Source organism: Acinetobacter sp. ANC 4178, assembly GCF_004331175.1.
Taxonomy (GTDB): Bacteria; Pseudomonadota; Gammaproteobacteria; order Pseudomonadales; family Moraxellaceae; genus Acinetobacter.
In genome coordinates, this window is record NZ_SJOD01000005.1 from 265,779 (window position 1) to 288,778 (window position 23,000).

At 39.6% G+C, this 23,000-nt stretch carries 19 protein-coding genes and 1 tRNA gene; 11 read left to right on the forward strand and 9 right to left on the reverse strand.

Annotation, left to right across the window (positions count from 1 at the left end; all coding sequences use genetic code 11):
- Nucleotides 1-15: 15 nt before the first annotated feature.
- The 8 genes from rapA to E0H87_RS12280 all read right to left on the reverse strand — a co-directional run bounded on the left by rapA (nucleotide 16) and on the right by E0H87_RS12280 (nucleotide 10,048).
- Nucleotides 16-2,853: an RNA polymerase-associated protein RapA gene (gene rapA / locus E0H87_RS12245; RefSeq protein ID WP_131323858.1), complete on the reverse strand. Its 2,838-nt coding sequence runs from the start codon at nucleotides 2,851-2,853 to the stop codon at nucleotides 16-18.
- A 144-nt stretch (nucleotides 2,854-2,997) separates the two neighbouring features.
- Entirely contained in the window at nucleotides 2,998-3,639 is a 642-nt protein-coding gene (locus E0H87_RS12250; protein WP_131323859.1) for an RluA family pseudouridine synthase, read from the reverse strand.
- A 617-nt stretch (nucleotides 3,640-4,256) separates the two neighbouring features.
- Nucleotides 4,257-4,676, reverse strand: a complete 420-nt coding sequence (locus E0H87_RS12255) for a GlcG/HbpS family heme-binding protein (protein WP_131323860.1) — start codon at nucleotides 4,674-4,676, stop codon at nucleotides 4,257-4,259.
- Between the two features lie 63 nt (nucleotides 4,677-4,739).
- On the reverse strand, nucleotides 4,740-6,041 hold the full coding sequence (gene hemL, locus E0H87_RS12260; protein WP_131323861.1) for a glutamate-1-semialdehyde 2,1-aminomutase: 1,302 nt from the start codon (nucleotides 6,039-6,041) through the stop codon (nucleotides 4,740-4,742).
- Nucleotides 6,042-6,082: 41 nt separating this feature from the next.
- Nucleotides 6,083-6,703: a thiamine phosphate synthase gene (thiE, locus tag E0H87_RS12265; protein ID WP_131323862.1), complete on the reverse strand. Its 621-nt coding sequence runs from the start codon at nucleotides 6,701-6,703 to the stop codon at nucleotides 6,083-6,085.
- Nucleotides 6,704-6,839: 136 nt separating this feature from the next.
- Nucleotides 6,840-7,244: a nucleoside diphosphate kinase regulator gene (rnk, locus tag E0H87_RS12270; protein WP_131323863.1), complete on the reverse strand. Its 405-nt coding sequence runs from the start codon at nucleotides 7,242-7,244 to the stop codon at nucleotides 6,840-6,842.
- Between the two features lie 166 nt (nucleotides 7,245-7,410).
- On the reverse strand, nucleotides 7,411-8,664 hold the full coding sequence (gene glyA, locus E0H87_RS12275; protein WP_131323864.1) for a serine hydroxymethyltransferase: 1,254 nt from the start codon (nucleotides 8,662-8,664) through the stop codon (nucleotides 7,411-7,413).
- A gap of 157 nt (nucleotides 8,665-8,821) precedes the next feature.
- Nucleotides 8,822-10,048 carry an alpha/beta hydrolase gene (locus E0H87_RS12280; protein ID WP_131323931.1) on the reverse strand — a complete coding sequence of 409 codons (1,227 nt, stop codon included), beginning with the start codon at nucleotides 10,046-10,048 and terminating at the stop codon, nucleotides 8,822-8,824.
- A gap of 235 nt (nucleotides 10,049-10,283) precedes the next feature.
- Here E0H87_RS12280 and E0H87_RS12285 point away from each other — a divergent pair, with 235 nt between their 5' ends.
- The 5 genes from E0H87_RS12285 to E0H87_RS12305 all read left to right on the forward strand — a co-directional run bounded on the left by E0H87_RS12285 (nucleotide 10,284) and on the right by E0H87_RS12305 (nucleotide 16,706).
- Nucleotides 10,284-10,982 (forward strand): putative quorum-sensing-regulated virulence factor, encoded by a 699-nt coding sequence (locus E0H87_RS12285; protein WP_131323865.1) that lies wholly within the window; start codon nucleotides 10,284-10,286, stop codon nucleotides 10,980-10,982.
- A gap of 87 nt (nucleotides 10,983-11,069) precedes the next feature.
- The gene (locus E0H87_RS12290) at nucleotides 11,070-11,720 is read left to right on the forward strand and encodes a hypothetical protein (protein ID WP_131323866.1); all 651 of its coding nucleotides are present in this window, start codon (nucleotides 11,070-11,072) and stop codon (nucleotides 11,718-11,720) included.
- A gap of 213 nt (nucleotides 11,721-11,933) precedes the next feature.
- On the forward strand, nucleotides 11,934-12,278 hold the full coding sequence (locus E0H87_RS12295) for a hypothetical protein (protein WP_131323867.1): 345 nt from the start codon (nucleotides 11,934-11,936) through the stop codon (nucleotides 12,276-12,278).
- Nucleotides 12,279-13,361: 1,083 nt separating this feature from the next.
- The gene (gene aspT / locus E0H87_RS12300; protein WP_131323868.1) at nucleotides 13,362-15,047 is read left to right on the forward strand and encodes an aspartate-alanine antiporter; all 1,686 of its coding nucleotides are present in this window, start codon (nucleotides 13,362-13,364) and stop codon (nucleotides 15,045-15,047) included.
- Nucleotides 15,048-15,101: 54 nt separating this feature from the next.
- Nucleotides 15,102-16,706, forward strand: coding sequence for a bifunctional aspartate transaminase/aspartate 4-decarboxylase (locus E0H87_RS12305; RefSeq protein WP_131323869.1), 1,605 nt, complete (start codon nucleotides 15,102-15,104; stop codon nucleotides 16,704-16,706).
- Between the two features lie 324 nt (nucleotides 16,707-17,030).
- On the opposite strand, the gene E0H87_RS12310 is transcribed toward E0H87_RS12305, so the two are convergent.
- A tRNA-Arg gene (locus E0H87_RS12310) sits at nucleotides 17,031-17,107 on the reverse strand.
- Nucleotides 17,108-17,285: 178 nt separating this feature from the next.
- Here E0H87_RS12310 and E0H87_RS12315 point away from each other — a divergent pair.
- From E0H87_RS12315 to mltB, 6 genes are all read left to right on the forward strand, one after another.
- Complete coding sequence (locus E0H87_RS12315) at nucleotides 17,286-18,221, forward strand: ABC transporter ATP-binding protein (RefSeq protein WP_131263771.1); 936 nt, start codon at nucleotides 17,286-17,288, stop codon at nucleotides 18,219-18,221.
- On the forward strand, nucleotides 18,218-18,991 hold the full coding sequence (locus E0H87_RS12320) for an ABC transporter permease (protein ID WP_131323870.1): 774 nt from the start codon (nucleotides 18,218-18,220) through the stop codon (nucleotides 18,989-18,991). Before E0H87_RS12315 ends, E0H87_RS12320 begins: the two co-directional genes overlap by 4 nt.
- The gene (gene queF / locus E0H87_RS12325; RefSeq protein WP_131323871.1) at nucleotides 18,991-19,806 is read left to right on the forward strand and encodes an NADPH-dependent 7-cyano-7-deazaguanine reductase QueF; all 816 of its coding nucleotides are present in this window, start codon (nucleotides 18,991-18,993) and stop codon (nucleotides 19,804-19,806) included. The genes E0H87_RS12320 and queF overlap by 1 nt, the downstream gene beginning before the upstream one ends.
- A gap of 27 nt (nucleotides 19,807-19,833) precedes the next feature.
- Complete coding sequence (locus E0H87_RS12330; protein WP_131323872.1) at nucleotides 19,834-20,484, forward strand: hypothetical protein; 651 nt, start codon at nucleotides 19,834-19,836, stop codon at nucleotides 20,482-20,484.
- Between the two features lie 136 nt (nucleotides 20,485-20,620).
- Nucleotides 20,621-21,763 (forward strand): rod shape-determining protein RodA, encoded by a 1,143-nt coding sequence (rodA, locus tag E0H87_RS12335; protein WP_131323873.1) that lies wholly within the window; start codon nucleotides 20,621-20,623, stop codon nucleotides 21,761-21,763.
- Nucleotides 21,764-21,783: 20 nt separating this feature from the next.
- The gene (gene mltB / locus E0H87_RS12340) at nucleotides 21,784-22,785 is read left to right on the forward strand and encodes a lytic murein transglycosylase B (RefSeq protein ID WP_131323874.1); all 1,002 of its coding nucleotides are present in this window, start codon (nucleotides 21,784-21,786) and stop codon (nucleotides 22,783-22,785) included.
- Nucleotides 22,786-23,000 lie beyond the last annotated feature (215 nt).

The window sequence follows — 23,000 nt, forward strand, 5'->3', positions numbered from 1 at the left end:
CTTGAAAGTTAAACCTTAAGGTTTAACCACCACCAACACTTGAATAGCTTCTGGCGTTACCGATAAACCATCCAATAAACCAATACCTTCCTTTTGCAATTTTTGTAAGCGTGTAATTTCGTCTTCACGAATACTTGGATTAAATTGCTTTAAGTAACTTAAACGGTCAATTTCATATTGCCATTTGCCACCATAGATTTCTTTGGCTTGCTGCTTCATTTCAGGTAAAGCAGTTTTGGCAATATTCAAGGCTTGTTGATAACGCTCTTCAATCACATCACGACGTGCTTTCACCACTTGACGGCAGCTGTTGCTGTCTAGATGGTGTAAATACGGCTTAAGAATGCTTGGTTCAATCTTCATCGATAGATCTTGCCCAGTTTCACTGAGTAATACGCGAATCAATTGTTGTGGCAAGCTTGATGGCAAGTTCAATGCTTTCGGTGCAATTACATCGACCTTAAACCAAACTTCTAACAGAATAGAACCTTGTTTTAATGCATTCGACTTTAAAATCGCGACATTGGTACTACCAAAGGCCTGCGTATTGATCATTTCCATAACACTTTCAGTGAATGGATGCTCTAAAGTCAAATATTGTGCATCTTCACGAACTTGGGCCTGATCACGGTAGAAGGTCGCAGTCATGCCTTCTTCATCCAAGGTTAAACCTTGAACTTGCATTTGATCTGTCGGTTTAATAATGACTGTACCATTGCTTTGCTCATCAAAATCAATGTTGGTTGAAGCCATAAAGCGCTTCATAAACATTGGCAAAGTGGTGTTGTCATCATAATCTTCAAGCGCTTGTACAATTTCTTGCGCCACAATCGGACGGCATGAATTGTATTCTAGTAAGCGGTCACGACCTGCTTGTAATTCCGCCTCTAATGCTTCCCGTTGTACACTAACTTCTTCAAGCAAATCTTCAAACTGCTGCCCCATATCACTAAGCAGGCAATCTTTTAAATGGACAATAAAGTTTTCTTGTAGCGTTTGTGCAGTCGGTGAAATATTACTAAAAATATTCAGTGCTTCGTTATACCAACGGAACATACGCTCTTGCGCAGTACCTTCTAAGTATGGCACATGGATTTGAATCCGGTTTTCTTGACCAATACGATCTAAACGACCAATACGCTGTTCCAATACGTCTGGATTGGCAGGCAAGTCAAATAACACCAAGTCAGAAGCAAACTGGAAGTTACGCCCTTCTGAACCAATTTCAGAACAGAGTAAAATCTGCGCACCATAAGAATCTTCAGCAAAATATGCCGCAGCTTGGTCACGCTCAAGCAAGCTCATACCTTCATGGAACATAGCAGTGCGAATGCCTGCATGTAAACGCAACGCATTTTCCAACGCTTCTACTACAGGACCGCTACGCGCAATCAGCAACACTTTTTTGTGTTTTAACTGCGTGCGGAGCATTTCCATGAGCCAGCCCACACGTGGGTCGAATTCCATCCAAGCGCCATCAAGCTGTGCTTCTTCAGGCCACATTTGCTCACGCAATTTGCCATCTTTAGACCAGTTTTCTGGTGCTGGAAGTGGTGCAGGTTGGCAATCACGTCCTGGGAAACCTTGAATGGCTTCACGGGTATTACGGAATAAAATACGACCTGTACCATGACGGTCAAGCAATTCATGAATGGCACGGAAACGTTGTTCTGGTTCATCGGTAATACGATGCCCCAATAACTGTTCAATTGCCGCTAAATGGCTGTCTTCTAGCGGTAAATTCGACATCAACACTTCTGCAATTTTTGCGGTATGTTGATACTTTTCTTCTTCATCCAAGAAACGCTCTAATGAACTAAAACGTTGTGGATCGAGTAAACGTAAACGGGCAAAATGACTTTCGACACCCAGTTGCTCTGGGGTTGCTGTTAACAACAACACACCCGGTGTTTGTTCAGCTAATTCTTCGACCAAATCATAACGATCGTTGCCACCGTCTTCTTCATTCCACATCAAGTGATGAGCTTCGTCCACGACCAACAAATCGAAACCAGCTTCCAACGCTTGTTCACGTAAGTCATCATGGTCAATCATCAAATCAACGCTGGCAATAATGCATTGCTCAGTTAAGAATGGATTGAGTTCAGGGTCGTGTTCTTTAATAGACGCGGTACGGGTTAAATCAAAAATAGAGAAAGCTAAATTGAAACGACGGCGCATTTCAATCATCCACTGATACTGTAAAGAATCAGGGACTAAAATCAGAATACGTTCAGAGCGACCCGTTTTTAATTGCTGATGAATGATCAGACCCGCTTCAATGGTTTTCCCCAGACCAACTTCATCTGCCAGTAAAACACGTGGTGCAAAACGCTTACCGACTTCGTGCGCGATATAAAGTTGATGCGGAATTAAACCCACACGCGCACCAACCAAGCCACGTAATGGGCTGCTTTGCATATTGGCTTGCATCAACATGGCTTCAATACGCAGGTCATACCATTCTTTATAGTCAATTTGGCTTGCTAGTAAACGATCTAAAGGCTTAGATAATTGAATTTGAGCACCAATACGAGTCTCATTCAGGGTTTTACGTTCTTGCGTACCATCTTCTAAGCTACGCACGACAGCATAGCGCACCACACCATGATGATGCTCCAATGACTCGACCAGCCATTGTGTTCCTTCTTGATCATGCACTTCATCATTCGTATTAAATACGATACGAGATAAAGGGGCATTGTTTCGGGCATATACTCGCGTTTCGTCGCTTTTTGGGAATAAGATGCTAATTGATCGTTCATCAACGTCAATTAATACCCCTAAGCCAAGCTCTGTTTCTGTGTCAGATAACCAACGTTGACCAATAGCAAACTGCTGCAATTTTTCCACCTTTATCTCAAATGTAGACCAAGAAATAATTGCTCAAAAGAGAATATTATTTGAACAAATTTTCATGGCTTTAAGCAATATATTTTGACATAAAGCTCACTAAAAAAGTGAGCTTATTCGAATCTGAAGCGTAATTTTTTCGACTTAAAACGGCACTGGGCAGTAGAATTCTACTAACTGCTCTGTTTTAGGATGTAGAAAGCTCAAACGCTCTGCATGTAGACATAAACGATCCAACAATAGCTGCTCGGGTGCGGCATACAGCGTATCCCCTACGATTGGATGACCTAAGTACTGCATATGTACACGTAACTGATGCGAACGACCTGTAATGGGAGTCAGTTCAACACGAGTTACAGCTTGACCTTGCATTTCAAAATGCTCCGTCACTCTCCAGTGTGTCAATGCGGGCTTGTTGTGGCTCGGGTCTGTCATGTGCAAAGGCGGACGTGTCGGATCATATATCACAGGCACATCCACAGTGCCTTCACCTTGCAAATGCCCAGCCACTACAGCTTGATAAATTTTTGACGTTTGGCGTTCTTGAAACTGACGCGAAATTCGGTTTTGTCCGAATTTAGAAAGTGCGAAGACCAAAATACCTGAGGTATCTCGATCTAGACGATGAATCAGCAAAGTTCTCGGCTCTTCTTGGAGCAACCGATTAATGACACAATCTTGTAAGTCAGCCGTTTTCCCTGGCACTGTAAGAATTCCCGCGGGTTTATGGATTACCATAAAATCCTCATCACGGTGGATCAGATGTTCATTCAGAAATTGACTCAAGAGATATTCCAAGCTGACTGTGCAAACAAGCGGGCAATAATAAGAAGCTCCCTTATAAATTACAATGCAAAAATCGACAAAAGTCAGCGTTTTTTACGATTTTATTCAAAAAAGTCCCGATTTAACTCACAATAAGAATTGTGTGTCTGGGACTAAATCATTTTTTTGAAATTTGGGCTGTGCTTCACATCTTTGTCTTGAAGATTGGCAGCATTAACCTGCCATCATTTTCCTATAGACATCACATCTATAGAATCAACAACATAGGTATTTAAAGCATGTATTAAACCAAACTTCATTCGAAAGTCGGCCCAGTCGTCCCTATCTCAATCAACAATGCACACGATGTAAATTTATTCATCCATAAAATATATCAATGTGGGCTGTGACTTATCCAAGAGTTCTAACTAAATGCATCCGGTCTAAATCCCCAATAAGCGTGTCAAATCCCTTAACGATTGGAATTTAGCACTGAATCTTTAATTCTTAGTAAATCTTTATCTAACTGAAAATTGTTGGCTCGGGAAAATCTATGGCTAAGAATCTTGTGTAAAGCTCAGTGTTCATTTCTCTTTAAAAAATTTAAGTCGGATCATTTTAGGAAATAGTGAAAAAGCTTAAAGCTGAACCTGTGCCAAAAACTGCTCAATGGCATATTGGGCAATTTCTGCATCCTGAAATGATTTAACGCCAGAAATACCTACGGCACCAATGAGCTCCCCTTGATATAAAATGGGCTCTCCACCTTCAAGCATTCCTGAAAGACTCTCAACTGTCAGAAATCCATCTTGTCCGTTGCGAATTAAATCTTCAAACAATTTGGTTGGACGCTGACTAACTGCTGAACATTGTGCTTTTTCGTGACACAGCCGCGCAGTCATTGGGGATGCTCCATCCATACGCTTCATACTCAATAAACAACCTGTTTCATCAACGACTGCAATGCTGACCGCAAAGCCATGTTGTAAGGCATATTCATAGGCTGCATTTAAAATCAATTCAGCATCGGCCAACTCTAAACAATATTTTGTTTTCATTTATTTTCCTTACATAAAAAAGCCTGCAACAGGGTTACAGGCTTTTTCAACTTTCACTACAATTTATGCTTTCATTTCAGCAAAAGTTTCTTTTGCAGCTTGAATCGTAAATGCAATATCTTCATCGCTATGTGCACTTGAGATGAAGCCCGCTTCAAATGCAGATGGCGCCAAGTTCACGCCACGGTCTAACATACCATGGAAGAATTTACGGAATGCGGCAATATCACATTTCAGCATTGAATCGAAACTGGTGATGTCTTCTTGATCGGTAAAGTAAAGACCAAACATTGCGCCCGCTTGTTGAGTTTTGAAAGGAATACCAGCAGCATCAGCTTCTTGTTGTAATCCTGCCAAAAGCTTTTCTAATTGAGCGATTAAGTTTTCATAGAAGCCAGGTTGGCGTAAATGTTTGAACATTTCAATGCCCGCACGCATTGCGAGTGGATTACCCGACAATGTACCCGCTTGGTACACTTTACCTAAAGGTGCAATACATTCCATCACTTCGCGTTTACCGCCAAAAGCACCTACTGGCAAACCCGCACCAATAATTTTACCTAAAGTGGTTAAATCAGGAGTTACACCATAATGCGCTTGCGCACCACCCAAACCAACACGGAAACCTGTCATTACTTCATCAATAATGAACACTGAACCATGTTCATCACAGACTTCACGAATGGCTTGTAAGAAACCTTCCACAGGTTTTACCAAGTTCATGTTGCCCGCTACAGGTTCTACAATTACTCCAGCAATTTCAGAACCAAATTTAGCAAAACATTCTTTTAAGGTAGCAATGTCGTTATACGGTAAGGTTAAGGTATGTTTGGCAAAATCAGCAGGTACGCCCGCAGAGGTTGCTTCCCCTTCGCCTGTGGTTAATAAACCTGAACCCGCTTTTACCAATAATGAGTCAGAATGACCGTGGTAACAGCCTTCAAACTTCACGATTTTGTCACGACCTGTATAGCCACGTGCCAAACGAATCGCAGTCATGGTTGCTTCAGTACCTGAGTTGGTCATACGCACCATTTCAATGGATGGCATAATTTCACAAATCACATCAGCCAAAGTCGTTTCATGTACTGTCGGTGCACCAAAACTCAAACCATCTACCGCAGCCTCTTGAACCGCTTTAATAATAGCGGGATGGGCATGACCAAGAATCATTGGCCCCCAAGAGCCAACATAATCCACATAGCGCTTACCATCCACATCAAACAAATAAGCCCCTTGTGCTTTTTCAATAAAGATGGGTGTACCGCCCACGCTATTAAATGCACGTACAGGAGAATTCACACCACCTGGAATATGTTTGCTGGCTTGTTTAAATAGTTGTTCTTGCTTTGGAGATAAACTCATGAATTTACTCAACCTAAATAGAAAATAATCGACTTACAACATTATGCTGTTTTCGCAAATAACTGAGCCCATGCATGCACACGGGATGGGATGTCAGCTACATTCAGCGCTAATATATCACTTATGACCGCGCAAAGGTCTGCGCCCGCAGTAATCACAGGTGCTGAATTTTCAACAGTTAAACCACCAATTGCACAAATCGGCACTGCAAATTTCTGCTTTGCCTGTGCAATCACTTCAATACCTACATTACCTGCTTCTGGCTTGGTTGCAGTTGCATAGACAGCACCAAATGCCACATATGTCGCGCCCTCTGAAATCGCCTTTTCAGCCAATTCCATAGAATTTAAACAGGTACGCCCAATAATCACCCCTTGTGGCAAACGAGCAACTGCATCGGCAATTTCACCATCATCTTGACCCAAATGCACACCCAATCCGTATTGTTGTGCAAGAGCCAAATCATCATTAATCACAAAAGGCACAGTGTACTGCTCGCATACTGCTTTAATTTGCTCAACTTCTGCAGGCTGATCCGCCTGACTTATTTTTTTACGGCGATACTGAAGAATTGCAACCTGTTCCGTTGCCAAAGCTGCGTGTAATTTTTCTAGCAATACATTTAACGGATCATCATTGGTAATGAGGTATAAACCACGCATAAAAACGCCTTTCCACAACTGTTTAGAGAATCCATCTAGAGATAAATTCTAAGATTTCATAAAAAAGCCATCATAACATTATGATGGCTTTTCGACAGACCAGATTTGACCTAATTCCATGCGTTGAGTACCAAACCTATAAATAATCGCCTTCACGTTCAGGTTGATACAATACACGTTCGATTCTAACTTTCATTAAATGTCCATCAGGTTGCGGCCATTGAATTTCCTGTCCTTCAGACAATCCCAAAATTGCTGCACCTACTGGCGCCAACACATTGACCTGTCCTTTGTCGCCACGAAAATCATGCGGATAAACCAAGGTAATTTCTGTAGCCGTTGTATCTGGTGCAATGGTTACCAACACACGTGCATTCATCGTCACGACATTGGCAGGAACATCTTGGGGAGCGACAACATTTGCACGTGCCAACTCTTCTTCCAAATGTTCCATAGTTGGCGTTAATTTTGATTGGTGTTCTAACATGGTCTCTAAACGATTCAGGTCTTGTTCAGAAACAATAATGGTAGGTTTATCCATAAAACCGTCCTTCTTTAAAAAATCATGTTGAAGTAATGATTTGTTTGTTCTTTATTTTCACTTACTGATTTATTTATAGCAGAAAATGAAGAATGATGATGATAAGCATTTTGTATAGATATAAAAAAAGCCCCCCTTGAGGGAGGCTTCTCAAGCATATTGCTAATTATTTTGCATATACTGGGAACTTAGCACACACAGTTTCAACTTTCGCTTTAACTGTCGCAATCACAGTTTCGCTACCTTTTGAATCTAGAATGTCAGCAATCCAGCCTGCTAATTCACGAACTTCTGCTTCACCAAAGCCACGAGTTGTTACTGCTGGTGTACCAATACGGATACCAGAAGTAACAAACGGAGAGCGTGGATCATTTGGTACAGAGTTTTTGTTCACAGTGATGTGAGCAGCACCCAACCAAGCATCTGCATCTTTACCAGTAATGTCTTGTTTAATTAAAGATAACAAGAACAAATGGTTTTCTGTACCACCAGAAACAACATCATAACCACGAGCCATTAATACTTCAGCCATTGCTTGAGCATTTTTAACGACTTGTTGTTGATATTCTTTGTATTCAGGCGCCATCGCTTCTTTAAAGCAAATTGCTTTTGCTGCGATTGCATGAACTAATGGGCCACCTTGGTTTCCTGGGAATACAGCTGATTGAAGTTTTTTCTCAATTTCTTCATTCGCTTTTGCTAGGATTAAACCAGAACGTGGACCACGTAAAGTTTTATGCGTCGTTGTTGTTGTTACGTCAGCAATTTGCACTGGGCTTGGGTAAACACCCGCAGCAACTAGACCAGCAACGTGTGCCATGTCTACAAATAAGTAAGCGCCAATTTTGTCCGCGATGTCACGGAAACGCTGCCAATCAACGATTTGGCTATATGCAGAGAAACCAGCAACGATCATACGTGGCTTGTGTTCAAGAGCTAAACGCTCAACTTCTTCGTAATCGATCTCGCCAGTTTCAGGGTTCAAACCGTACTGAATTGCGTTATATGTTTTACCAGAGAAGCTAACTTTAGCACCGTGAGTCAAGTGACCACCGTGAGCCAAGCTCATACCCAAAACTGTATCGCCTGGGTTAAGAAGCGCTAAGTAAACCGCAGAGTTTGCTTGTGAACCCGCGTGTGGTTGCACGTTTGCGTAATCTGCGCCAAAAAGCTCTTTAGCACGGTCAATTGCTAATTGTTCAATCACGTCTACATATTCACAACCGCCATAGTAGCGTTTGCCTGGGTAGCCTTCTGCATATTTGTTAGTGAGTTTTGATCCTTGAGCTTCCATCACTGCTGGTGAGCAATAGTTTTCTGATGCGATTAACTCAATATGAGCTTCCTGACGAGCGTCTTCGTTAGAAATTGCTTGAGCTAATTCTGGATCAAATTCAGCAATAGAGATATTGGCAAACATTAGCGAGGTCCTATATATTTAGGGCTTTTAAGCCGTGCTAAGATTGGCGCGTATTGTAGCACGAAGTTTGCAAATATTGAGAACGATGTTTGCTCTGTTTTACATAAAAAAAAGCTCATGTCGATAAAAAACATAAGCTTCTCTTGTTCAACTCAACTTATTGAATTGGCATTAATGTTTGTACATCTGTCAAAATATTCGGAATATTTAGCACATAAGCTGTACCATGATCCCAAGTTGCACCTGTCCGATAAGAAATAGATGAGTTTTTCGCAGCCTCTCCGCTTAACAGCGTATCGGTTGCAACTTTTGGAACCGTAGTATCCAACACGCCTTGATAAATAATAATAGGCGTACTTATTTTAACCTGAAGAGGCTGTGAATCTGTATCTAAGAACTTTTTCACAGGAGATAAGGTCATAAAGCCACTTTGTGTTCTTGGGTAGTTGGTAATATCATCTGCATTATCTTTTGCATAAGTATTCATATCTGCACCAAACTCTTGCTCCAAAGAGGGGTAACAATCCGTTTCAGCATTGTCGGCAATTTTATCGGTTGGGGACTTAAACACTTGGCTATATTGCAAGCTTGGATTTGGATTACGTAAGCCCGCAGTAATTAAAGCGGTAAAAGTATCTAAGGAAGCCAGCGTGGTAATTTTATCGGTTAAATCGGTTTGTTGAGCTGCAAGACTCTCCCCTGCAAGCAAGATCAATTGAAGATTGGACGCAGGTGCAACCGCTACGGTTCCTTTATAGTCCAGTTGTGCTCTAGACTGATATTGCGCTGCACTCAAAGCAGCGTGCCCACCTTGCGAATGCCCGACAGTCATCCAGCGATTCGACACTTTGTTGCCTAAATAATTTCGCGCTGCCACAACGGCATCGGTAATTGAAAATGCCTCACTTTTTACATTTAAGAAAGGATGTAATTCATTATTTGCTGGCTCACCCAAACCTTCGTAATCAGGCGCAACCACTACATAACCTGCTGCTAACAAACCATCAATCATCGCTTTAATATAGCTATTTAATTGACTACGACTAGGCGCACAAATATCCGCAACGCCCGTCGTACCATGCGCCCACACCACAATTGGCCAACCTTTGGCAGGTGGTGCTGTTTTTGGGGTAAAAACTAAAGCCGTGGCCTGCACTTCTTTATTATTAATACCGAGCATTTTATAAGTCATGACTACACTTTGACCCGCTGTGGCAGACATGTCAGTAAGGTTATAAGCGGTCGGTGTAGCTACAACGGGATTTGCAATGTTATTTTTGGGAATATTATCCCCCGAATTATAAGTATCATGATCATCATCATGACATGCGCTTAGTAGCATAGCCGTACTGGTCAAAACGGCGATCAGCATTTTTCTCTGCATCATTTATATCCTTATTCAGTTTTTTATTGTTTTTGCTAGGTACTCAGCAAGCCTTTATTTTTACTCTTTTTTATCCGCTTGTTCAATTTTATTTTTATTCAAGTTATACAACTTAAATTTTAAAAATATTTTCGACATTTCCCCAAATGATCCGCGCCCATCGGCATATTAAATTTGTTTCATAAGTCCTGAAAATGTTAAATTGAGGCATTCTGCTGCACTTTAGGATTTTTATATGCATGCCATTATTTTGGATACAGAAACTCATACCTTAAATGGTCAACCCATTGAAATTGCATATGCGCCTATTGAAGTTGAAAATGGAAAACTGACTTTAGATAAATCTAAACTATTCGACCAACTCTATAGCGTGGATGAGCCAATCTCTTTTGCAGCTATGGCAGTGCATCATATTTTAGAATCCGACCTGATTGATCGCCCTCATTACAGCTCCTTTACCCTCCCGACGGATACACACTATATTATTGGTCATAATGTTGATTATGATATTCGTGCAATTGAAAAATGTGGTGTCGATACCAGTTCAATTAAAGCAATTTGTACATTGGCACTGGCGCGTCGCGTCTGGCCGGATGCTGAAGCACATAATATCTCAGCGTTAATTTATATGATCAGTAAAGGCAGTGAAAAAGCCCGAGAAATGATTAAAAAAGCACACCGTGCGGATATGGACATTATTCTGACTGCCAACATTTTAATGCACATTGTTCATCAACTAAATATTAATAGTATTGAAGAACTTTATGCCGCTTCTGAAGATGCGAGAATTCCACGAAGCATTAACTTTGGCAAACATCGCGGTACCAATATTGTAGATCTACCTGCGGACTATATCCAATGGTTACTCCGTCAAGATGAGCTTGATCCCTACCTACGTAAGGCATTAGAAAATGCGAATTTAGTCACATTATAAATCAATGATTTGTAATTAAATTTTAACAATAGTGTAATTTTCACGCAGTATAGTCTGCTTAATTTATCTCATGGAATAAATTAAGACATGATTCACTATTCTAAAACACAACTAGGACATGCCGCACTAAAACAACGTACCTTGCAATTAAATGCAAGACAGCGTCGCTTGCTGGTTCTTATCGGAACTGAAGATTTTGACGCCATGAACGAAATCTTCAAACAGCGCCTTGCCCCACCAGAACTCATTGAACAGTTGAGTGAAATGGGGCTAATTATGGCTTCCAGTATTCAGTCCTTGGCTGAGACCACCGATCAAATTCAAACTACAACACTTCATACAGCTCAGCAAAATACGTTTACCCGTAGTCTAACTGAAAAAATGCAACAGCCTATTCAATTAGAAATTACTGAACCCAAACCACAGACTGTACAACTCAGTGAAGAGCAAATCGTTCAACCTAACTTACCTATAGAAGATGAAGTTAAATTTGAAGATTTAGTCGCTCTGGATTTTGATGATGTTAAATATTTGATGGCGCAACTACTGCAAAAATACTGTGGGCTCATGGCAAAACAACTGATTCTGCGCATTCAAGGATCAGAGGATATTCGTGCGCTCAAATTATGCCAGATGCAATGGATTACCCAGTTACAGGAAACTCGCATCCCGCCCAAAGAACTGAATCGAATTTTGCATCAAATTAATTTTTCACTGCAACGACTTAACCCAGCGTGAAATTCTAAGACGTATTTTGTTTTAGGCTATTATAAATAGTGTTTTACTTATGAATAAACGAATTGAAAAATTATCTGATAAATCAACAAATTGGTGCCAAACAATCAGTTGATATGTCCAATATTTGGATTATTTGTAGGTTATTTCCCTACCTAAGTCATATAGTTTTAAACCTAAATTTCGATGAAATAGAGCTATTTAGGTTCTAAAATAATGCCACACATTTTAGTTTTTCATCCAGATGAGCATCCTGCACATCTTAAAAAAGTTGGCAATTGGGTTATTACCTTTCCAGCTGATTCAGCTCTGGAATGCACTTCACAACTGATTATTCGCAGTGTTGTTCCACCACAAATGAACAGACAGTGGCAACTGCAAAGTTTAGAGATTCAACAAACTGAAGTAATGCAACATTGGGAAATCATTTCGATCAGTTATTTTGATGGAACACATTTAAAAGAATTGCATTCTGAACAATTCCATACGGATGTAGTTACAATGATGAATAGTCTGATTTTAGAACTGAAAAAATATGATGTGGACGTTGAGTTAGAATAAAATTAAAGATTGATGCCTGTTATAAGTTATGCAATACATGCTGTTGTAAAATATAAAGCCTTAAAACAGCAAGAACTCGCATTTCTGCGAGTTCTTTTATGTTGGATGGCTAGTGCTGATTTTTTATTTGAACTTAACGTTGCAAATTCAATTAGCTGTCAATGATCCGTCCAACTACTTCGTAGCTCTTTGTGTTGCTAGCTACTGTAGTTTCACTATAAGTCTATGCCATTTATTTGACAAGTCACTGTGACATTAAGCTACAAGGAGCATATTAAAAACATATTGAATAATTATTAATCAAGTGATTTCATTGTCTGCACTTGAGGCATTTGGTGTCAAAACTGTATTCGCAGCATTCACCAGATGACTTAAGTCTTTAAATTGTTTTGATTTTTATTTAATTCACTACCAAAAATTACCATTCACATTCAATTTTTAATTAATATCATGTACTAGTACCCCGCCAAAATTAAAATAAAAAATATGTGAGCTGAACTTTTTATTCAGTTATTTATCTCTTTTTATTTCAAATAACTACAACTCAAGCGACCAAAAGTACATTTCGCATCATCTTTTACACTTTATTCATATTCATGCTTATATTTATAAAAGTTTTTTATTTATTACAATAAGATCAAATTATATAAAGTATAAAATACTCAATTTACTCACTTTTACCTATTGTTTACTAAATGATACATTTTTAAAACAATTCATCATACTTTACCACCCATTAATAAATAATTAAATATTTAATATCAAGTATTTAATATAAAATTAATGGAACAAAAATCCGCAATAAATTTAGAACCCTAAAATTTAATCAATTTAAAACATATAATCAAATAAAGCATTTAAAATCATAAATTTAAAAATTACAGGTCTTCAAAAGCCATCCATTTAAAATAAATAGTAGAATAAAAATAAACAATTAATCAAAACCCATATGAACCACAATCAAAAAATGTAACTGGAAATTCATTTGCGGAAATCTTATTCACAGCGTATTTTTAAAAAACTCGAAAAATAAATAGATTTTAACGAAGTATATTGACCCAATAATAAAGTGAGACTATCCACATGATTGAATGGTTACAAACTGAATTAAAGCATAGTCCTGAAATACTGTTGTTTTTATCCCTTGCTATTGGTTTTTGGATTGGTCAGTTTCAATTTGGAAAATTCCAATTTGGAGGTGTGGCTGGTTCTTTACTCGTCGCTGTTGTATTAAGTTTAATTGGTGTACCCGTTGATAATGGCGTAAAAGCGATTCTATTCGCACTATTTATTTATGCCGTGGGTTTTGAAAGTGGACCTCAATTTTTTAAATCACTGGGACCACAATCCTTAAAAGAAATTTTACTTGCAGTATTTATGGCCATTAGTGGACTGATTACTGTTTTGCTGATGGCAAAGATTTTTAATTTAGATAAAGGCTTAGCCGCAGGTTTAGCTGCAGGCGGTATGACTCAATCTGCAATTATTGGTACGGCTGGTGATGCCCTGTCTCGACTAGACTTACCTCTTGCAGAAATCCAGAAACTTCAAGCCAATGTCGCGATTGGCTATGCCGTGACCTATATTTTTGGCTCACTGGGCGCAATTATTATCTGTGTGAATATCTTGCCAAAATTTATGGGGCAAGAAATTCACGATGCTGCTTTAAAAGCAGAAGCCGAGCGTCTAAAAGGTGCTTTTGAACTCGCACCTGGTCAAGAACTTGCAATGCCAGAAATTGTGGGGCGAATTTATAAAGTTAAACAAGGTGTAGGACAAACTGTTGCTGAAATTGAAGCCAAAGCGCCAAGTACCACAATTGAACGGCTAAAACGAAAAGATGAGCTGCTTGATGTTAGCCCCGAAATTACACTTCAAACTGATGATGTGGTCCTAATAGTTGGTCGTCGTGCCAGTGTCGTTTCTATAGCAGATCATATTGGTAGCGAACTCCAGTCCTCTTCAGGAATGGAGATGGTCATGGAAACAACAGACGTCATTCTTAGAAATTCTAAATATATTGACCGTACGCTCGGAGATGTCAAAGCCAACACCCCTGCCTATCTCAAACACGGCATTTATATTCTTGGCATTAAGCGCAACGAAGAAACCCAAACTTTAAGTGATGACACAATTCTTCGACAAGGTGATGTTATTACGGTTTACGGGACTAAAAGCGATTTAGAACGTTTAATCAAAGAAGCAGGTAAAGCATTACCTGAAAGCCTTAAAACAGACTGGATTTTTCATGGTGCAGGTTTAGTCGTTGGCTTACTGATCGGCTTATTTGTGGTTCGAGTTGGCGATATTCCTCTGACGCTTGGTGCAGGTGGTGGCGCGCTCTTGTCTGGTTTGTTATTTGGATGGCTCCGTAGTCGTAATAAAGTTCACGGCAATATGCCTTTAGCAGCATCACAATTGCTGAAAGATTTAGGCCTAGCAGGCTTTGTTGCCGCAGTCGGTTTACAGTCTGGCTTACAAGCCATTCAAACCATTAAAGAAAGCGGTCTTTCTTTATTTATGATTGGTGTCGTTGTTACCCTTGTACCGTTAATACTCTCTATGTTCTTTGCACGCTATGTGCTTCGTTATGACAATGTGGCAGTCATGGCAGGTGCTCTTTCAGGTGCGCGTAGTGCCAATCCTGCATTCGGTGGAATACTTGATAAAGCAGGCAACTCTATTCCAACCGTACCATTTGCCATTACCTATGCACTAGCGAATGTATTTTTAACCTTACTCGGGCCACTCATTGTAGGTTTGGCTTAAACAATTTTTTATATCTAAAACGTTTACACTTCACGATAATTAAGGAGACTTCCTATGGGGAATGTTGATTACTCAAAATATGCAAAACTAAGCCCATTTGAACTTAAAGATAAACTCATTGCTTTAGCACAAAGCCATACTGACCGTATGATGCTCAATGCGGGGCGCGGAAATCCAAACTTTCTTGCAACGGTACCACGCCGTGCTTTTTTTCAGCTTGGCTTGTTCTCAGCAACTGAGTCAGAATTTTCATTCTCCTATATGCCAGAAGGTTTAGGTGGTTTTCCTAGATCTGAAGGCTTGCAATCACGCTTTGACCATTTCGTACTCGAAAATCGAGACAAACCCGGTGTTGTGTTTCTAGGTAAAGCAATTTCCTATGTCCGTGATCAGTTAGGACTAGATCCAGATGTATTTTTACTTGAAATGGTCGAAGGGATTTTAGGCTGTAATTATCCTGTGCCAGATCGAATGCTTAGAGTTAGTGAAGAAATCATTAAAGAATATGTGTTACGTGAAATGGGCGTACAAGGAATGCCTAAAGAAGGGTTAGATTTGTTTGCAGTTGAAGGTGGCACGGCTGCAATGGCCTATATTTTTAACTCCTTAAAAGAAAACAAAATCATTTCTACAGGAGACCGTATCGCAATTGGTACTCCAATTTTTACCCCTTATCTTGAAATTCCGAAACTCAATGATTACCAACTGGAAGAAGTCCTGATTGAAGCCGATCCAAATGCAGGCTGGCAATATCCAGAGTCTGAATTACGAAAACTGGAAGATCCGTCTATCAAAGCATTCTTTTTAGTGAATCCAAGTAACCCACCATCTGTAAAAATGAGTGATGAAGGCTTAGCGATTTTGGCGGATATTGTCAAAAAACGACCTGACCTGATTATTCTTACAGATGACGTCTATGGCACATTTGCAGATAATTTTAAATCCTTATTTGCGATATGCCCTGACAACACCATTCTAGTTTATTCATTCTCGAAATATTTCGGAGCTACAGGCTGGAGACTTGGTGTTATTGCACTCAGTAACAATAATATTTTAGATAAGAAAATTGCCGACCTCTCTAAAAAAGATAAGTTAGAACTCGAAGAACGTTATTCCTCACTTACAACCGATCCTTCGAGTATCAAATTTATTGATCGCCTTGTAGCCGATAGTCGAAATGTCGCATTAAATCACACTGCTGGCTTATCAACACCACAACAAGTTCAAATGGTGCTTTTTGCACTATTTAATATGATGGATTCACGCCAAAACTACAAAAAAGCGGTTAAATCCGTGGTTCGTGAACGTGATGCCGCCCTGTATCGTCAACTTGGTGTAGAAATTCCACAGGATCCAAATGCTGTCGATTACTACACATTGGTGAATTTGGAAAAGACCTCTCGTACCTTATATGGCGATGAATTTGCTGAGTGGATTATGAAAAATAAGAATCCAACAGAATTATTATTCCGTGTCGCTGACGAAACTGGTGTAGTCCTGTTACCTGGTTCTGGTTTTGGCGTTCAACATCCATCTGCTCGAGCATCATTGGCAAATTTAAATGAGTTTCAATATGCTGCAATTGGAAGCTCTTTACGTCGGTTTGCCGAAGAAGCTTATGCAGAATTTAAAAAAACCAATAAGAAAAAAGCAAAGTAGTTTTACACTTTCCTTTGATACATAAAAAATAGGCTTAATCATTTATGATTAAGCCTATTTTTTAAATCCAGCAAACTTTTAAGTCTGCGAAATGAGTTATCTCACAACATCTATTATGTGCCTAAAAGGAATTCCAAAACTACGGTACATCACCGAAATAGCAAAAGGCAGATGATGGAATTTAGCTCAAGGGGCTGAAATAGCTAAGTGTAAGATTTGAAAATACGGACTGGAAGACCTCGCAAAATTTAGCGGGGTTTTTTATTGCTACTTTTACGCCACTACGCCAAAGTAGTATTAAATTATCGATTTTATAATGATATATGGTGCGCTCAGCGGGAATCGAACCCACGACCCCAAGCTTCGGAAACTTGTACTCTATCCAACTGAGCTATGAGCGCGCGTGCACATGATAGCAAAAAAATAAAGAAGTGAAAGCAACTATATATAAATCATTCATTTTTATGCTTAGAGTTTAATCAATGTTCTAAGCATGCAACGCAGTATTCCCTGTAATTTACTTGGTTTATTCATCAAGATCGCTCACAATAGTCACACTCTATATGCTGTGAGAACTTCATGACCGATGCATTACTGATCAGAGATTTGTCCAAAACTTATCGTAATGGCTTTCAAGCCCTTAAAGGAATTAATTTAACCGTACCAGAAGGTGAGTTTTATGCACTTCTTGGACCGAACGGTGCTGGCAAATCGACGACCATCGGTATCATTAGTTCTTTAACCAAAAAGACCGCGGGCACTGTCGAAATTTTTGGTCATAATCTTGATACGCACCCATCACATGCCAAACAATGCCTAGGTGTTGTGCCACAAGAATTTAACTTTGGTCAGTTTGAAAAAACCTTCGATATTTTGGTGACTCAAGCAGGCTATTACGGTATTCCTCGTAAAATTGCTGAGCAACGTGCCGAACATTATTTAGAAAAATTAGGGCTTTGGGAAAAACGTAATACCCAAGGTCGAATGTTGTCAGGTGGTATGAAACGCCGACTGATGATTGCTCGTGCCATGATGCATGAACCAAAACTTTTGATTTTGGATGAACCTACTGCGGGTGTCGATATTGAGCTACGTCGTTCAATGTGGGACTTTCTGACTGAAATGAATGAAAATGGGACGTCCATCATTTTAACGACACACTATTTAGAAGAAGCTGAAATGTTGTGTCGTCGCATTGCGATTATTGACCGTGGCGTGATTAAAGAAGACACCACAATGAAAGCCTTCCTTAATCAATTACACGAAGAATCCTTTATTTTTGACTTGGCTGAGCCAATTCAACCCCTACATCTTGATATTATTGGGGTACGCTTCAATTTAATTGATCCCGTCACCCTTGAAGTCACCATGGACAAAGCCCACACCTTAAATCAATTATTCCAGTTACTTGAAGCACAAGGTATTCAAGTGAGTAGTATGCGAAATAAATCTAACCGCTTAGAAGAGCTGTTTGTCAGACTTGTGGAGAAAAATTTGGAAGGAGCGACACCATGAACATGACTCAAATGCGTGTTGCCCTTTTCACATTAGTGCATAAAGAAGTTCGCCGCTTTATGCGAATTTGGCCGCAAACCCTATTACCACCAGCCATTACCATGAGTCTATATTTTGTGATTTTTGGTAATTTAGTCGGTTCACGGATTGGTTCAATGGGCGGCTTTAGCTATATGCAATTTATTGTACCCGGCTTAATTATGATGGCGGTGATTACCAATAGCTATGCCAACGTTTCTTCTAGTTTCTTCAGTGCCAAATTCCAAAAAAGTATTGAAGAATTGATTATGAGTCCAGTCCCTTTACATTTAGTCCTTTGGGGTTATGTGTTGGGCGGATTATGTCGCGGAGTATTGGTGGGTATTATTGTCACCGCCATGAGCTTATTTTTTACTGACTTATATATTACCAACTGGTTTGTGACTATCTATACAGTGATTGTGACCTCATTACTCTTTTCACTCGGCGGCTTTATTAACGCTGTTTATGCCAAATCTTTTGACGATATTTCCATTATTCCAACTTTTGTACTCACCCCTTTAACTTATTTAGGCGGTGTGTTTTATGCCATCAGTGCACTTAGCCCATTTTGGCAGAATCTTTCTTTAATTAACCCTATTGTATATATGGTCAACGCTTTCCGTTTCGGAATTCTAGGTCATAGTGATGTGAACGTTTCTATTTCACTCACCGTAGTGACTTTATGTTGCGCTGTCCTTTATGGTATAGCGTATTATTTACTTTCTCGTGGCTCAGGAATGCGTGAATAATGAGTGTAGAACATTCTTTACTCGGTAAAGACACCCAATATCCATCAACATATCAACCAGATATTCTTTTTCCGATTGCTCGTGCACAATCACGTTCAAGCTATGCCCATATTGAAGGCATTCAACAGGGCAAAGACTGGTGGCATGTGTTTGAAATCTCTTGGCTCAATGCGCAAGGTATTCCACAAGTTGCGATTGGTCGCTTAACGCTGCCAGCATCTTCACCCAATTTAATTGAGTCCAAATCACTCAAACTTTATTTTAATAGTCTTAACTTTACCCAATTCGACTCTGAAGCCACATTTATAGCTACTGTAGAAAAAGATTTATCTGCGGCAGCAGGTGCTACAGTAACAATTCAATTGTTCCAAGTGGATGATTTAGCCATTCATCAGCCCGAAGGCATCTGTATTGATGACTTCGTCCCTGAACGTTTGGAAAATCAACCCGATGCTTCCCTGCTCAGTTTCGATGGTGAAAATACAGACAATCTAGAAGTACAACTCTATTCACATTTACTGCGCAGTAACTGCCCTGTGACAGGTCAACCCGATTGGGGTACGGTATTTATCCGTTATCAGGGTAAAAAGCCTTGTTATCGTTCACTTTTAGCCTATATTATCTCTTACCGCCAGCATAATGGTTTCCATGAGCAATGTGTTGAACAGATGTTTGCCGATATCTGGCAAAATCTACAGCCTGAAAAGCTTATGGTTTATGCAGCTTATACCCGCCGAGGTGGTTTAGACATCAACCCTTGTCGAGTATCGGATTTAACATGGATGCCTCGCCCAATTCGCTTGGCGCGACAATAAAATGAATAATACTGAGGTTAAATAACAATGCCTTTTTTTGGTTTTGTCCCTTCTGAAACACTATTAAATAGTATTCAAACTGGCCAGCAAAAGAAAAATTCGAGTGAAGTGCTCTACCCTTTACGTGACCAAACTGCTTTATTGATTAATGATGAAATTATTGACGCCATTTTAACGGAGTTAGTTCGTCGTTTTCCGCCGAGTGATAAACGTGATACTGCGGAAAAATTGGCAGGTTACATTAAATCAACTGTTGCGGTGCTCTTGAAACAACTTTTAAGTAAAGCGTCCAATGATGTGGTGAAACAATCGATTGAGTTTTCTGAAAAAAGCTTGTTCAAAGATGCACAAGGTCAATATCGCGTAGGTGAAAATTTAGATGCCAGCTTGGTGACTAATTTAAAGACCTCGTTTGCTGATATTCGTGCAGGTGGTGATACCAATAAAGCCGTTTTGGTTGAATTGTACAAACAGTTCGCAGAAGCGACTGTACGTCATTTCATGAATGATTTTAACAAAACCCTCGATTTAGGCATGATTAAACGTAAAGCAGCGGATATTGGCTCTGCAGCGGTTATTAAAGCAGTGCATATCGCAATTGATAAAATCTTCCCTCACTTAACCAAGGAAGAACTCACTATTTTGGCAGAGTATCACGATACTCTATTCCATCATTGATAGAAAATTAAACTATCGGAAACCTAGCTTTTGCTAGGTTTTTTTATTGCTAAATATTGATATACAGTCTGTACACACAGGTATAAGGTAGCAGGCGAAAAATACTGTCTAAAACTTTATTCTATCCATATCTTCCATGACTACTCCTCCACAGTCCAAATTCTTACGTCATGCACCCCGTGACGGCTTAAGTACAACTTCATTACCTTCGAAGTGGCACAAATTGCACCTCGACCCATGGTTATGCCTCTATTTATTGCTCACTGCACTATTAGGCTTAACGGTGCTCTATAGCGCTTCAGAGCAAGATTGGGGTTTAGTGTCCAAACAAGCCATTAGTTTCACCATTGGTTTTTTCACCATGTTAGGTTTGGCTCAAGTTCCACCAAAGGTTTATCAATCTTTTGCACCTTATCTATATATAGTGGCACTGTTGTCACTTATTGGGGTCAAACTCTTTGGCGAAGTACGTTTAGGTGCACAACGCTGGATTGACATTCCTGGGCTAGGTAGCGTACAACCCAGTGAATTTATGAAAATTGCCATGCCCTTGATGATTGCATGGTTTTTAGCAAGACGACCACTACCCCCAAAAATTGGGCAGATTGGCATTTGTCTGATCTTTATTGGCATCCCTTTTATTTTAATTGCTGAACAGCCCGATCTTGGTACGTCATTATTGGTACTTTCCAGTGGGATCTTTGTTTTATTCCTCAGTGGCTTATCTTGGCGTTTAATTGCAACTGCATTCGGACTCGCAGCACTGATTATTCCTATTGCTTGGCAATTTTTACTGCATGATTATCAACGACAACGGGTGTTAACTTTGATCCATCCCGAAGCCGATGCACTGGGTACAGGTTGGAATATTATTCAATCAGAAACTGCGATTGGATCTGGCGGCATTTCGGGTAAAGGCTATTTATTAGGCACTCAATCGCACTTACATTTTTTACCAGAAGGTCATACCGATTTTATTATTGCTGCATTTTCTGAGGAATTTGGGCTAATTGGTATTATCATATTGATTGTATTGTACTTTGCGATCATTAGCCGAACGTTTCAAATTGGATTAAACAGTTTTCATAACTTTGGCCGTTTAGTGGCAAGCAGTTTTGCTTTGTCATTTTTTGTATATGTCTTTGTCAATGCGGGCATGGTCAGTGGTATTTTACCCGTAGTGGGTGTGCCTTTACCTTTTATGAGTTATGGCGGTACTGCAATTATTACTTTAATGGCCACTTTTGGCGTTGTGATGTCAATTCATACACATCGATAATTTTTTAGGATTTAACCTATATGACACATTTGTCTATTAATAAAAAACTGAAGCGTTTATTTTTACTTATTGGTACATTTTCAGCTACCAGTTTTTGCCAAGCCAATGATTTTGCAAATGATCCTCAATATTCCAGTTTTAAACAAAAAACCATGCAAAGCTATGGTTTAACTGCTGAGCAAGTCGATTGGGCAATGAATGGCTCCCGCAATCTTCCAAACATTATCAATATTATGAACCGACCAGGTGAAAGTAAACCCTGGTATGACTATAAAACCAATTTCATGTCGGAAAGCACCATTCAACGTGGCGTTCAATTCAAAAATCAATATGCAGACACATTAAACCGAGCTGAACAGCAATTTGGTGTTCCACAATCGGTAATTTTGGGCATTTTAGGCGTAGAAACAGGTTTTGGTGCCAATAAAGGTAATTTCATTACCCGAGACGCATTAGCAACGCTTGCATTTGGCTATGAACGTCGCGCTGCCTATTTCCAAGATGAACTGTCTGCACTGATTGCATGGACGTATAAAGACGGTGTGCCGACAAACTCTGTTGTAGGGTCTTATGCTGGTGCAATTGGCTATCCACAATTTATGCCCAGTAACATTCCTAAATATGGTGTGGACTACGATGGTAATGGTCATATTGACCTGAGAAATTCAGCCGTCGATGCCATTGGTTCTATTGCAAACTATTTAGCACAACATGGCTGGCAACGAAATCAACCGATTGGTTTTGCTGCACGTTATACAGGTTCAACCCCTGATACCATTATTGCTAAAAATCTAGAACAACCGACCCCCTACGGCGTATTAAAACCGCAGGGTATTTCACCCATCAATCCAGTGGTGCAAATTGATGATTTAGATATGGTTAATGTCATTCAACTTCAAGAGAATTATGGCTCGATTTACTATATTACTTACCCGAATTTTCAAGTCATTACCACTTATAATAAGAGCCGCATGTATGCCACTGCTGTATGGCAATTAGGCACTGAAATCGCTAGCCGTTAAGGTTAGCTTTTAATTTAAATAAAAATGTCAATCTTTTTTTTAGCAACAATGTGCATAAAATGTGCAAATTAAATATTTAGTTACAATACTGTATATTTATTAACCATAAAACAATTTAATTACCTACTTTTTGTAAAGATTTCGGTATAAAGACTAGACACCTTCACTGCGGCATGAATATTATCCATCTCGTCAAATGTAGTTGCACAAGTGAA